12 protein-coding genes are annotated in these 12081 nt (G+C 52.1%); 5 read left to right on the top strand and 7 right to left on the bottom strand.

Going from position 1 to position 12081, the window contains the following annotated elements; all coding sequences use genetic code 11:
- Nucleotides 1–176: 176 nt before the first annotated feature.
- The 3 genes from BKD14_RS06120 to rsmA all read left to right on the top strand — a co-directional run bounded on the left by BKD14_RS06120 (nucleotide 177) and on the right by rsmA (nucleotide 3099).
- Nucleotides 177–1130: a peptidylprolyl isomerase gene (locus BKD14_RS06120; RefSeq protein ID WP_075654820.1), complete on the top strand. Its 954-nt coding sequence runs from the start codon at nucleotides 177–179 to the stop codon at nucleotides 1128–1130.
- 97 nt (nucleotides 1131–1227) lie between these two features.
- Complete coding sequence (pdxA, locus tag BKD14_RS06115) at nucleotides 1228–2271, top strand: 4-hydroxythreonine-4-phosphate dehydrogenase PdxA (protein WP_075654631.1); 1044 nt, start codon at nucleotides 1228–1230, stop codon at nucleotides 2269–2271.
- The gene (rsmA, locus tag BKD14_RS06110) at nucleotides 2272–3099 is read left to right on the top strand and encodes a 16S rRNA (adenine(1518)-N(6)/adenine(1519)-N(6))-dimethyltransferase RsmA (protein WP_075654630.1); all 828 of its coding nucleotides are present in this window, start codon (nucleotides 2272–2274) and stop codon (nucleotides 3097–3099) included.
- A gap of 52 nt (nucleotides 3100–3151) precedes the next feature.
- Here rsmA and gmk read toward each other — a convergent pair whose 3' ends face one another.
- The 7 genes from gmk to fabD form a co-directional block, all read right to left on the bottom strand.
- Entirely contained in the window at nucleotides 3152–3811 is a 660-nt protein-coding gene (gene gmk, locus BKD14_RS06105; RefSeq protein ID WP_075654629.1) for a guanylate kinase, read from the bottom strand.
- A gap of 165 nt (nucleotides 3812–3976) precedes the next feature.
- Complete coding sequence (locus BKD14_RS06100) at nucleotides 3977–4906, bottom strand: YicC/YloC family endoribonuclease (RefSeq protein WP_075654628.1); 930 nt, start codon at nucleotides 4904–4906, stop codon at nucleotides 3977–3979.
- Nucleotides 4907–5115: 209 nt separating this feature from the next.
- Nucleotides 5116–6372 (bottom strand): endolytic transglycosylase MltG, encoded by a 1257-nt coding sequence (mltG, locus tag BKD14_RS06095; protein WP_075654819.1) that lies wholly within the window; start codon nucleotides 6370–6372, stop codon nucleotides 5116–5118.
- 472 nt (nucleotides 6373–6844) lie between these two features.
- Complete coding sequence (gene fabF, locus BKD14_RS06090; protein WP_022712179.1) at nucleotides 6845–8107, bottom strand: beta-ketoacyl-ACP synthase II; 1263 nt, start codon at nucleotides 8105–8107, stop codon at nucleotides 6845–6847.
- Between the two features lie 308 nt (nucleotides 8108–8415).
- Nucleotides 8416–8652: an acyl carrier protein gene (locus tag BKD14_RS06085; protein WP_002963616.1), complete on the bottom strand. Its 237-nt coding sequence runs from the start codon at nucleotides 8650–8652 to the stop codon at nucleotides 8416–8418.
- 452 nt (nucleotides 8653–9104) lie between these two features.
- Entirely contained in the window at nucleotides 9105–9842 is a 738-nt protein-coding gene (gene fabG / locus BKD14_RS06080) for a 3-oxoacyl-[acyl-carrier-protein] reductase (protein ID WP_022712181.1), read from the bottom strand.
- A gap of 106 nt (nucleotides 9843–9948) precedes the next feature.
- A complete protein-coding gene (fabD, locus tag BKD14_RS06075) occupies nucleotides 9949–10893 on the bottom strand; it encodes an ACP S-malonyltransferase (RefSeq protein ID WP_075654627.1) in 945 nt (314 codons plus the stop codon).
- A gap of 456 nt (nucleotides 10894–11349) precedes the next feature.
- On the opposite strand from fabD, the gene rpsF reads away from it, so the two are divergent.
- Both rpsF and rpsR read left to right on the top strand, forming a co-directional pair.
- Nucleotides 11350–11775 carry a 30S ribosomal protein S6 gene (gene rpsF / locus BKD14_RS06070; RefSeq protein ID WP_022712183.1) on the top strand — a complete coding sequence of 142 codons (426 nt, stop codon included), beginning with the start codon at nucleotides 11350–11352 and terminating at the stop codon, nucleotides 11773–11775.
- Nucleotides 11775–12023: a 30S ribosomal protein S18 gene (rpsR, locus tag BKD14_RS06065; RefSeq protein WP_022712184.1), complete on the top strand. Its 249-nt coding sequence runs from the start codon at nucleotides 11775–11777 to the stop codon at nucleotides 12021–12023. Before rpsF ends, rpsR begins: the two co-directional genes overlap by 1 nt.
- Nucleotides 12024–12081 lie beyond the last annotated feature (58 nt).

The raw sequence follows: 12081 nt of genomic DNA, 5'->3' as shown, positions 1-12081 counted from the left end.
GCATTCTTAAACAGATGAGAGATTGTTTCACTGCAACTGCTCATCTATACAAGAATGAAAATCCTGACAGGATGTAACAACAGAAGTCATTTTATCTATTACTTCTCCCTATCAGGAGACGATCACGTCCTGAGGCACGGAACGGGAAACCAGGTATGAAATTTGCTACTATGAGCATGAATTTTAATAAACGCATTCTGGCTGCTGTGTTTGCCGGTACTGTTGCAATGACGGCTTTGAGCGTGACGGAATTTACCGGCACTGCCAAAGCTGCCGAAATTAAAGTGATCGTCAACAGTAACCCGATTACCAATGTGGATATTGCGAACCGCGCTGCCTTCCTTAAATTGCAGCGCCGCGGCGGCAATCTCAACAAGCAGGCTCAGGATGAGCTGGTTGAAGAAATGCTCAAGCGTGTGGAAATGAAATCACGCGGCATTGTCGTTTCGGATCAGGAAGTTGAAACTGCCTATGCAGGCTTTGCCTCGCGTAACAAAATGAGCGTTGCGCAGCTTAACCAGCTGATGAATCAGGCCGGTATCACGCCGAAGCATTTTAAAACCTTTATTATGGTGCAGATGGGCTGGAGCCGTGCGATTGGCGCCCGCTTCCGCTCCGAAGGTATGATGAGCGAGCAGGATGCTGTTCAGCGCATGCTGAAGGATGGCGGTAAAAAGCCTTCAACCAGTGAATATACATTGCAGCAGGTGATTTTCGTTGTACCGGCCGCCAGCCGTTCGGCAGGCACAATGGCGAAACGCCGTTCCGAAGCCAATGCTCTGCGCAACCGCTTCTCCAGCTGCGAAACAACACGTTCCCAGACCAAAGGTATGCTGGATGTGACCGTGCGTGATCTCGGCAAGCATCTGGAACTGCAATTACCGCCGGAATGGTCAAAACAGTTGAAAGCAACAGCTGTAGGCCGTCCGACAGCGGTTCAGGATACTGATAAAGGCGTTGAATTCCTCGCCGTCTGTGCCAAGCGCACTGTATCGGATGACCGTGTTGCACAGCTGACCTTCTCCATGGAAGGCACCGGCAGCAATGCAGATCAGGAAAAGAAAGCTGAAGAAATCAGCAAGAAATATGTCAAAGAACTGCGCGAAAAAGCGAAAATCGTTAATCGCTAAACCTGAAAAAGCCACGCAGAGATTATTCTGCGTGGCTGATCTGATTTAAGTATTTTTCTGTTTACGGCCTCATTACACAGCAGAACCGGAGCATAAAATGGTTTTTCCGCAGCATGGAGAGGCTTCCATAGCACCGGTTGCTCTGAGCATCGGCGACCCGTCCGGTATCGGGCCGGATATTGCCCTCACCGCATGGGCGCAGCGGGAAAAGCATGCGCTGCCACCATTTTTCATCCTTGCCGACCCGTCTTTGCTGACAGCAAGAGCCAGACAGCTCGGCCTTGATATTCCTTTCAGCATTTGCCAGCCATCTGAAGCAACACAGCGCTTTTGCCATTATCTGCCTGTTGTGCCTCTGGCCAACCGCCTGACTGACAAGCCGGGCGTGCCGCAGACCGCCAATGCCGCCGGTATTATTGAGGCGATTGAACGCGCCACACATTATGTGCTCGATGGTCAAGCCAGTGCAGTCACAACCTGCCCTATTGCCAAGAAACCGCTTTACGAAGCCGGTTTTGGTTTTCCGGGGCATACGGAATTTCTTGCCCATCTGGCCTCGCGTCATCTCGGGGTTGAAGTGCGCCCTGTCATGATGCTCGCAGGCCCGCAATTGCGCGCTGTGCCGGTGACAATTCATATTCCGCTGCATAAAGTGCCGGAAGCACTGACAACAGCTGCGATCATTGAAACCATCCGCATTACCGATCATGATCTGCGCACACGTTTTGGCATCAAAAATCCGCGCATTGCAGTCTCCGGTCTCAACCCTCATGCCGGTGAAGGCGGAGCGCTCGGTCATGAGGATGATGCTGTCATCCGCCCTGCTATTGAGCAGCTCAAAAGCGAAGGTATCAATATTCGCGGCCCGCTGCCTGCGGATACAATGTTCCACAAACAGGCCCTGACTACCTATGATACGGCAATCTGCATGTATCACGATCAGGCACTAATTCCTGCCAAAGCGCTGGCTTTTGATGAAACGGTCAATGTAACACTCGGCCTGCCTTTCATCCGCACCTCTCCCGACCACGGGACTGCTTTTGACATTGCAGGACGTGGCATTGCCCGACCGGACAGCCTGATCGCCGCGCTTAAACTAGCCGCAGAGCTGGCACATAATCATAAACGGACACAAGACTGAATGAGCATTGATAATCTGCCGCCACTGCGTGATGTGATTGAACGTCACGAACTGAATGCCAAAAAATCCCTCGGCCAGAACTTCCTGCTCGATCTCAACCTGACATCCAAAATTGCCAGACAAGCCGGTGACCTACAGGATCAGCCGGTGATTGAGGTCGGCCCCGGCCCCGGCGGTCTGACACGCGCTATTCTGGCTCAGGGCGGCATTGTCACGGCAATCGAACGTGATGAGCGCTGCCTGCCTGCTCTGGAGGAAATCGCTGCGGAATATCCGGGGCGTTTACGTGTCATTTCCGGTGATGCTTTGCAGCAGGATTTTAAGGCGCTGTTTCCTGATCCGGCCAAAAAGCCAAAAATCATCGCCAACTTGCCTTATAATGTCGGCACGCAATTGCTGATCGGCTGGCTGCTGAGTGAGCCATGGCCGCCTTTTTACAGCTCGATGACCCTGATGTTCCAGAAAGAAGTTGCCGAGCGCATTGTTGCCCGTGCCGGTGATGATGCCTATGGCCGTCTTGGTGTACTGGCCGGATGGCGTACGCAGTCTAAAATCGCTTTTGATCTGCCGCCACAAGCTTTCACACCGCCGCCGAAAGTCACGTCTGCCGTTGTGCATATGATCCCGCGTGAAGAGCCACTGACCTGCCCACCGCAGCTTCTGGAGCGGGTCACGCAAGCGGCATTCGGGCAGCGCCGCAAGATGCTACGCCAAAGCCTCAAGCCGCTTGGTGGTGAAACCCTGCTCAATAAAGCAGGCATTGATCCGACGCGCCGTGCAGAGACGCTCAGCGTCGAAGAATTTGTGCATCTGGCAAACCAGCTCTGAGATATAAAAAAACCGCCTTACGGCGGTTTTTCTTTTCAGACGTATTGAGAAATTAAGAAGGCTGCTCTTCCAGCAAACCATTGACGAATTCAAACAGACCCGGACGACGGTCGCGGCGCAGACGCTCAGCCATGACAATGGACTTCACAGCGGCATAGGACTGGTTCAGATCTTCATTGATAACAATGTAATCATATTTGCTCCATTTCTGGATTTCAAAACGCGCATTGTTCAGACGTGTTTCAATCACTTCAGGCGTATCTTCCGCACGGCGGTTCAGACGCATCTGAAGTTCTTTCATGGTCGGCGGCAGAATAAAAATCGATACGACATCGGCCGGCATTTTGGCCTGAAGCTGTTCCGCGCCCTGCCAGTCAATGTCAAACAACATGTCACGACCGTCTGCCAAGGCGTTTTCCGCAGTCTCACGCAGCGTTCCGTAATAATTGCCATGCACCTCTGCCCATTCAATCAGGGCATCGCTGTCACGCAGGCGCTCGAATTCACGCACGCTTTTAAAATGATAGTGAACGCCCTCAATCTCGCTGGCGCGACGCTGACGGGTTGTCACGCTGACGGACAGGGAAAGATCCATATCGCGGTCTTCCAGCAACAAACGTGCAATCGTTGACTTACCCGCGCCTGACGGCGAAGAAATGACCAACATAAGGCCGCGTCGTGCGACAGCATTTTCCACGAAGGAGATGGCCATAATCTATTCTGCTCCAGATTCTCTATTCACTGCTATGTCTGATATCATTGCGCCGCAATGATGTCTCTTTTGTTCTCTCTTTTCACAGCAATTGCGGCGTTTTTTAGTTATTAAAGCATTACCTGATCTTCACTATACGCGGAGCGGAAACGCTTGCAATCTTTACTATTCGAGGTTCTGAACCTGCTCGCGGAACTGATCGACAACCGCTTTCAGCTCAAGGCCGATTGCAGTAATGCTGGCCGCATTGGATTTTGAACACAGCGTATTGGTTTCGCGATTGAATTCCTGCGACAGAAAATCGAGCTTACGCCCCGCAGGGCCGCCGTCGCTGAGCAATTTATGCGCCGCAGCCACATGCATATCCAGCCGGTCAAGCTCCTCCTGAATATCCGCTTTGGTGGCAAGAAATGCTGCTTCCATATGCAGGCGCTGTTCGTCCAGCACGATCGCCGCACTGCGATTGCTGTTCATAGCATCCAGCAGCAATGCCACCTGCCCCGCAAGACGCTCACGGATCGCTTCAGCACTGCGGGACGCATCCTGACGCGCCTGCACTGCCAGTTCTGCAATCCGGTCGACATGGCTGCCAAGCAGATCGGACAGGCGCTTGCCTTCCTGCAAACGCATCAGCTTCAGCGCATCCAGTGCTTCATCAAAGGATGACAGCAATACGGCTTTCAAAGCCGCTTTCCCAGCATCGTCGCTCAAAGCCTGCGGCGGCTCCAGAATACCGCGTAAGTTCAGCACGGCATCCACACTGGCAGGTGCCAGACCATATTGGTTTTGCAACTGCTGCGCTGTCTGCATAACTTTGCTCAGCAAAGCCTCATTAATAACCAGCGCTGTCTGCGCCTCCGGCTCTTCAATTGTCAGGCTGACCTGAAACGATCCGCGGGCAAAAATGCGCCCCAAAGCCGTGCGCAATTGCAGTTCAAGATCATCAAAACCGTTCGGAATACGAAAGCGGGCATCAAGCCCTTTACCGTTCACACAACGAATTTCCCAGCTGATCCGTGTCTGCGCATTCTCATCCGCCCCCGACATGAATGTCGCTGTATGGCGGGCGAAACCGGTCATGCTCTGTACTGTCATCTTAAAACCCGTTATCTGCGCCGTTTGTCTTTGAAAGCGGCTTTTGCAAAAATGCCGTCCGGATGGCCGGACGGCATCATATTTTATCTGTATATTTAGAGCGGTCCAGTTAATGTTAAATCGCTGGAGCCGCTCTATCTATTTGTTTCTACGCGTATCTTATCCGAAAACCGCTTCACACTTTTCGGGATACGCTTTAATTACAATCGTTAAGGAGCCGGCGTTGGTGCAGTGCCATTTGCTCCTGCCGCCGGATTTTCCTTGCGCTGACGCTCAACCTCACGCCATTTACGCACATTTTCATTGTGCTCTTTCAGCGTTGCCGCGAATACATGGCCACCGGTACCGTCTGCCACGAAATACAGGTCCTGAGTATCCAGCGGATTAGCGACGGCTTCCAGAGCATCGCGCCCCGGATTGGCAATCGGTGTCGGCGGCAGGCCTTTGATAATATAGGTATTATAGGCAGTTTCTTTTTCGATATCCGACTTATAGATCGGGCGGTCTGCAGGTTTGCCGCGTCCGCCGAAAATACCGTAAATAATTGTCGGATCGGATTGCAGGCGCATACCGGTATTCAGACGATTTACGAAAACCGAAGCCACATGCGGACGCTCGGATGCCACACCGGTTTCCTTCTCAACGATGGAAGCCAATGTCACAAATTCGTTCTTGTCTTTGACCGGAAGACCGTCACGGCGCTTGGCCCAGACTTCATCCACCAGTTTGGCCTGCGCGGTTTTCAGGCGATTGACCACTTCCTCACGCGGTGTGCCGCGTGTGAAGCTCAGCGTATCTGCTACCAGACTGCCTTCAACCGGCAGTTCTTTCGGCAGGTCGCCGGAAAGCAATTCGCTATTGGCAATACGATCGAAAATCTGCTGGACGGTCAGGCCTTCAGGAATGGTCACTGAATGCATCAGCGACTTACCTTCAACAAAGATATTCATAATATCGCGCATGGAAGCACGGGCAGGAATGGCATATTCACCGGCCTTCATGCTCTTTTCCAGACCATAAGCACGTGCGCCATAGCGGAAAATCCGCGCATCGGTAATCAGGTCTGCGCGTTCCAGTTGATCGGAAATTTCAATAATACCGCTGCCGCGCTTCACAAAGAATGTCGAATCCTGTGACAGCGGCCCTTCAGTCGTGAACTGAACCTTGCCGAAATAGAACAAGGCGCCCATGCCGATCACCAGAAAGACCAGCATAGACAGCATGAAATTGGCAAAAACCACAATCTGGCTGCGGGCATGACGCGAACGCTTGCGCCTTTTCGGCGGCGGCGGTGTGCCCGGTTCAGGACGCAGTGCTTCGCTTGCCGATTTCAGAACCAGTGGCCCTGTTGCCGGTTCAGCCGCATCCGGTACCGCAGGTTTTTCAGCTTGTACGGCAGCTTGCGGCTGAGCCGGTGCCGATGGTGATACCGGAGCTGAAGCAGGTGCAGCTGGTGCTGCGGCGATTTCCGGAGAAACCGGTGCAACAATTGCATTTTCATCGGAGGTAACAGGCTTATGCGCGCTCGCAGAAGCAGCGCTCCCCGTATGAGATGGTGACGCACTATTCTGAACAGCGCTATCAGAAACGGCAGGCTGACCAGCAGATTTATTTTCAGATGATTGGTCTGACGTCACACTTACACTCCGGTTCAACTCGACCCGATGGCAATGAAAACCAAGGGCCTGAGCCGATTAATCTGTATTTTTAGTTTCTTCACTCAATGGGCACAATAATTGCGGCAAAAGCACGAATGCCGCAACCCGTGAACAAAGCTTTCGACAGAAAGAATCCATATTTAAGAGAGTATTTTGATCTGAAATACGGATTGCTTGTGTCTGTCGTTCAAAAACGGCCTCACCCGTTGCGGTACAGGCTCTTAATAAAAGGCCGCCTTCACTGAAAGCGGCCTTTTCATTCCATCAGCTAAATGCTGTATCAGGCCTGATAGCGGCGCAGGATCAGCGAAGCATTGGTGCCGCCGAAGCCGAACGAGTTCGACACAGCAACATCAATCTGACGGGCGCGCGGCTTGTGCGGCACCAGATCAATCTTGGTGCTGACCGACGGATTGTTGAGATTGAGCGTAGCAGGCGCAATATTATCGCGGATTGCCAGTGTTGAGAAAATCGCTTCTGCCGCACCGGCTGCACCGAGCAGGTGACCGATCGAGGATTTGGTCGAAGACATGGAAATCTTCGAGGCTGAATCTCCGACAACGCGTTCAACTGCTGCCAGTTCGAGCGTATCAGCCATGGTCGAAGTGCCGTGAGCATTGATATAATCAACAGCATCCGGTGTGATTTTGGCGCTGCGTAACGCGGCTTCCATGCAGCGCTGTGCGCCTTCACCGTTCTCGCTTGGTGCAGTGATGTGATAAGCATCGCCGGACATGCCGTAGCCGATCACTTCCGCATAGATTTTCGCACCGCGTGCCAGCGCATGTTCCAGCTCTTCGAGAACCACAACGCCTGCACCTTCACCCATAACGAAACCGTCGCGGTCTTCGTCATATGGGCGCGATGCCGCTGTCGGATCATCATTCCGCTTGGTGGAGAGCGCTTTACAGGCAGCAAAACCGGCCAGAGAAATACGGCTGACCGGCGATTCTGTACCACCGGCAACCATCACATCGGCATCGCCGAAAGCAATCATACGGGCAGCATCACCGATAGCATGTGTACCGGTCGCGCAGGCTGTGACCACGGAGTGGTTCGGGCCGCGCAGCTTGTGCTTGATCGAAACATGGCCGGAAGCCAGATTGATCAGACGACCCGGAATGAAGAACGGCGAAATACGGCGCGGACCTTTGTCGCGCAGCGTATAACCGGCTTCAACAATACCTTCGATACCGCCGATACCGGAACCGATCAGCACGCCGGTGCGGATCTGGTCTTCATCGCTTTCCGGATGCCAGTTTGCATCATCCAGTGCCTGATCGGCAGCGCCGACCGCATAGACGATGAAAGGATCAACTTTACGTTGTTCCTTCGGTTCCATATAGAGATCAGCGTTGAATGTGCCGTCCGTGCCATCGCCAACAGGAATACGGCAGGCAATCTGACAGGCAAGGTCGTCAACTTCGAATTCGGTCACGCGGCGCGCTGCGCTTTGGCCGGCGAGCAAACGCTTCCAGGTTTCTTCAACACCATTTGCCAAAGGTGACACCAGGCCAAGACCGGTAACGACGACTCTTCTCATATGTATCCTTCCCTGCACCTGACCCTGTTTCTCGCTGGTCTTCGCCAACGGCAGGCGGCACAGATTAATCAACCGCGTAATATCTCGACCGGAATCGATCAAGGGTTAGAATTACGCAGAATTAATAGATTGTTACAGCGCTTTTGTGGAGTGGTTAATTACAGATCCGCAAACAGAACTGTCTGACCGGCATAAAGGCAGTAAAAACATTGCCTGAGCCTTATTCAAATATTTTCCGCGCTTCAAACGATAAGGGCCGGAAGATATGATCTTCCGGCCCGATATCTGCCTGCCGATTATACAAATAATCAGGCAGAAGCTTTATCGATGAATTTAACAGCGTCGCCGACCGTCAGGATGGTTTCAGCTGCATCATCAGGAATTTCTACGCCGAATTCTTCTTCGAAAGCCATTACCAGCTCAACTGTGTCCAGGCTGTCTGCGCCCAGATCATCAATGAAGCTTGCGCCTTCAGTTACTTTATCGGCATCTACGCCCAGATGTTCAACAACGATTTTCTTGACGCGTTCTGCGGTGTCGCTCATGTCGGACCTCGACCTGTTAATACCATAGCCTTGGTAGCGGCATGGCTGATTGTAATCAAGTGTTAAGATAACTCACCATTGCAACATTCATCACAATGAAAAGCATCCTGTGGATATTCCTACTGCATAATGCCTGAAACAGAAATGCATTTCAGACGCATTATACAATATATTTCAGTTGCAGCGATTTAACTGCTGCGCCGTTGAAGCGCAATCATATTTTATCACTGCAGCCGCCACGAAGCATAAAACATGCAGCGCAGCAATATTCGGGGCATTATCACGGTTCTGCTGTTTGGCAAAGTCCATTTTAACAAGCAACCACAGCGAAACAGAGCAAAAACCGTTAAAACAACAGAAAAAGAACTTTATTGCTGCTTTATCAGCTTTTTAAAGCTCTTTTATTCATCATTGTTCCGGCCGGAGCCGTTTAGAAACCGGCCGGATCTTCATCAGATCATGGCCATACCGCCATTTACGTGCAGGGTCTGGCCTGTCACATAAGCGGCTTCATTACTTGCCAGATAGACAACGGCCGATGCAATTTCAGCACCCTGCCCCATGCGCTTCATCGGGATAGCTGACATGATTGTGTCTTTTTGCTTCTCATTGAGCTTGTCGGTCATAGCCGACTCAATAAAGCCCGGAGCAACGCAGTTCACAGTCACATTGCGCGAAGCAATTTCCTGAGCCAGCGATTTGGAGAAGCCGATAATACCGGCTTTTGAAGCGCAGTAATTGGCCTGTCCCGGATTACCGGTTACGCCGACGATGGATGTAATATTGATAATACGGCCAAAGCGGCGGCGCATCATCGGATGGGTCAGCTCGCGGGTCAGACCAAACACGGAAGTCAGGTTCACTTCGATCACCGCATCCCAGTCTGCATCGCTCATACGTACAAACAGACCATCACGGGTGATACCGGCATTGTTGACCAGAATATCGACGCCTTCAAGCTGCTTTTCCACAGCCTGACCAAGCGCCTTCACTTCTTCACGGTCGGAAAGGTTCGCAGGGAAGATATAAGCGCGTTCGCCCAGCTCTTTGGCCAGCGCTTCCAGCTTTTCAACGCGGGTGCCGTGCAGAGCAACAATAGCGCCCTGTGCATGCAGCGCGCGTGCTACTTCTTCACCGATACCGCCGGTTGCACCGGTTACGAGAGCCTTACGGCCAGTCAGATCAAACATGAAATCCTCTTGAATCTGATACGCGGACAATCTTCGTCCGCTTTATAACATTATTTTCAGCGCTTCAAAATCTGAGCGATTACGCCAGCAAAGCTTGCATCTTAAGTTATGCAAGCAGAGCTTGCAGGGTCGCATCAATCTCTTCAGCAGTGCCGACAGTCACACCGGTTACATCTTTGGAGATGCGGCGTGCCAAGCCGGTCAGCACCTTGCCGGAACCGATTTCATAAAGCGTTGTCACGCCGTGGCCTGCGAACCATTCAACAGTCTCGCGCCAGCGCACCTGACCTGTGACCTGTTCAACAAGCAGATCAGCAATTTCGATAGGATCCTTAACCGGAGCAACGCGCACATTGGCGATTACCGGCACAACAGGTGCCTGCTTATTAACAGTTGCCAGCGCTTCACGCATTGCATTGGCAGCAGGAGCCATCAGGCTGGAATGGAATGGTGCGGAGACCGGCAACATGATTGCGCGTTTTGCACCGCGCTCAGACGCCAGTTTGGCAGCCAGCTCAACTGCGGCTTTGGAACCGGAAATAACCAGCTGACCGCCGCCATTATCATTAGCGATCTGGCAAGAGCCTTCTGCGGAAGCCTGTTCACAAATTGCAAAAACATCAGCATGTTCAAGTCCGATGATTGCAGCCATGGCACCTTCACCGACCGGCACGGCAGCCTGCATTGCATTACCGCGGATACGCAGCAAGCGGGCAGTATCGGAAATGGAGAATGTACCGGCAGCGCACAGAGCCGAATATTCGCCGAGCGAATGGCCGGCAACATAAGCGACTTTATCCTGCAGCTTTAATCCCTGTGATTCCAGCACCCGCATAACGGCCATCGAAACTGCCATCAGCGCAGGCTGGGCATTTGCAGTCAATGTCAGCTGGTCTTCCGGCCCTTCAAACATTAGGGTTGAGAGTTTTTCACCGAGCGCATCATCAACTTCTTCGAAAACAGCGCGCGCTTCCGGATAGGTTTCAGCCAAAGCCTTGCCCATACCGACAGCCTGACTGCCCTGTCCCGGAAATGTAAATGCTACAGTCATTAAAGCCTCTTTATTTTGTATATGTGTTTGGCGATCCGCACACACATATATATTATATTGCCTCTGCGGATACGATAAAATTATCTATAACTGCAACGCCCTGTGCCTTTCAGCCGCTTTCAAGTCAAGTCTTCGCGCCTGAAAACCCGTATACGCCGCTGCGATAACCCGTGTTTTTGCCTGCATAAACGGCACAACGCGCATAGCTTTGCTTTTGCCGGTTGCAAAATCCTCAAAAAGCCACTAATAGGCACTCGTCATTGTCCGGCATCAGCTGGGGGCTGAACGGAGGCCGGATTTAAATATCCGGAGAAATTCTAGCGATTTCAACCTCCCGTGTCTCCGCTCTCGATCGTCTCGACCCGCGTCCTTTCTTCTCCGTTTTACGGATATAGACAAGTCGCAGAGGCTTAGCCGTTGATCCGGATGGTGGTTTTTTGAAGAAAGGCAAAGACAATGGCTCTTTATGAACATGTGATCCTTGCCCGACAGGATATCTCGCAGCAGCAGGTTGACGCACTGGTAGAACAGTACAAGGGCGTTCTTGAAGCTAACGGTGGTAAAGTCGGGAAAATCGAAAGCTGGGGACTGCGTCCTCTGACTTATCGTATCAAAAAGAACCGTAAAGCTTACTACACACTGGTAAACATCGATGCTCCTGCTGCTGCAGTTGCTGAAATGGAACGCCAGATGCGTATTAACGAAGACGTTCTCCGCTTCATGACCATTCGTGTTGAAGAACACGAAGAAGGCCAGTCAGCAATGCTGAGCCGTCGTGATGACCGTCGTGAACGTGAAGACCGTTTCGGCCGTGATGACGATCGTCCACGCCGTCCGCGTCGTCCACGCGACAACGAATCTGCCGGTGAAGGAGAAGAATAATGGTTGATATCAATCAGATCCCGACCCGTCGTCCGTTCCATCGTCGTCGTAAGACCTGCCCATTCACAGGTCCTAACGCACCGAAAATCGATTACAAGGACATCAAACTCCTGCAGCGTTACATTTCTGAACGCGGCAAGATTGTTCCTTCCCGCATTACAGCTGTAAGCCAGAAGAAACAGCGCGAACTCGCAAAAGCGATCAAGCGTGCACGTTTCCTCGGCCTGCTGCCATATGTTGTGAAATAAGATTTTTGATTCGGGGTGTGTCCGCACACCCCGGTTCATTTCTGATGCACCGGGGCAT

Origin of the sequence: Pseudochrobactrum sp. B5, from assembly GCF_001939785.1 — a bacterium.
GTDB lineage: Bacteria > Pseudomonadota > Alphaproteobacteria > Rhizobiales > Rhizobiaceae > Pseudochrobactrum > Pseudochrobactrum saccharolyticum.
This window is presented reverse-complemented; position numbering and strand designations above follow the sequence as displayed.

What these genes read in the sequence shown, in the direction of transcription:
- fabD (WP_075654627.1), bottom strand. Translation starts at nt 10,893, where the DNA reads ATGACTGTAGCATTTACATTTCCGGGACAGGGCAGTCAGGCTGTCGGT.
- rpsF (WP_022712183.1), top strand. Translation starts at nt 11,350, where the DNA reads ATGGCTCTTTATGAACATGTGATCCTTGCCCGACAGGATATCTCGCAG.
- rsmA (WP_075654630.1), top strand. Translation starts at nt 2,272, where the DNA reads ATGAGCATTGATAATCTGCCGCCACTGCGTGATGTGATTGAACGTCAC.
- BKD14_RS06120 (WP_075654820.1), top strand. Translation starts at nt 177, where the DNA reads ATGAATTTTAATAAACGCATTCTGGCTGCTGTGTTTGCCGGTACTGTT.
- BKD14_RS06100 (WP_075654628.1), bottom strand. Translation starts at nt 4,906, where the DNA reads ATGACAGTACAGAGCATGACCGGTTTCGCCCGCCATACAGCGACATTC.
- pdxA (WP_075654631.1), top strand. Translation starts at nt 1,228, where the DNA reads ATGGTTTTTCCGCAGCATGGAGAGGCTTCCATAGCACCGGTTGCTCTG.
- fabF (WP_022712179.1), bottom strand. Translation starts at nt 8,107, where the DNA reads ATGAGAAGAGTCGTCGTTACCGGTCTTGGCCTGGTGTCACCTTTGGCA.
- rpsR (WP_022712184.1), top strand. Translation starts at nt 11,775, where the DNA reads ATGGTTGATATCAATCAGATCCCGACCCGTCGTCCGTTCCATCGTCGT.
- gmk (WP_075654629.1), bottom strand. Translation starts at nt 3,811, where the DNA reads ATGGCCATCTCCTTCGTGGAAAATGCTGTCGCACGACGCGGCCTTATG.
- BKD14_RS06085 (WP_002963616.1), bottom strand. Translation starts at nt 8,652, where the DNA reads ATGAGCGACACCGCAGAACGCGTCAAGAAAATCGTTGTTGAACATCTG.
- fabG (WP_022712181.1), bottom strand. Translation starts at nt 9,842, where the DNA reads ATGTTTGATCTGACTGGCCGTAAGGCTCTCGTAACCGGTGCAACCGGC.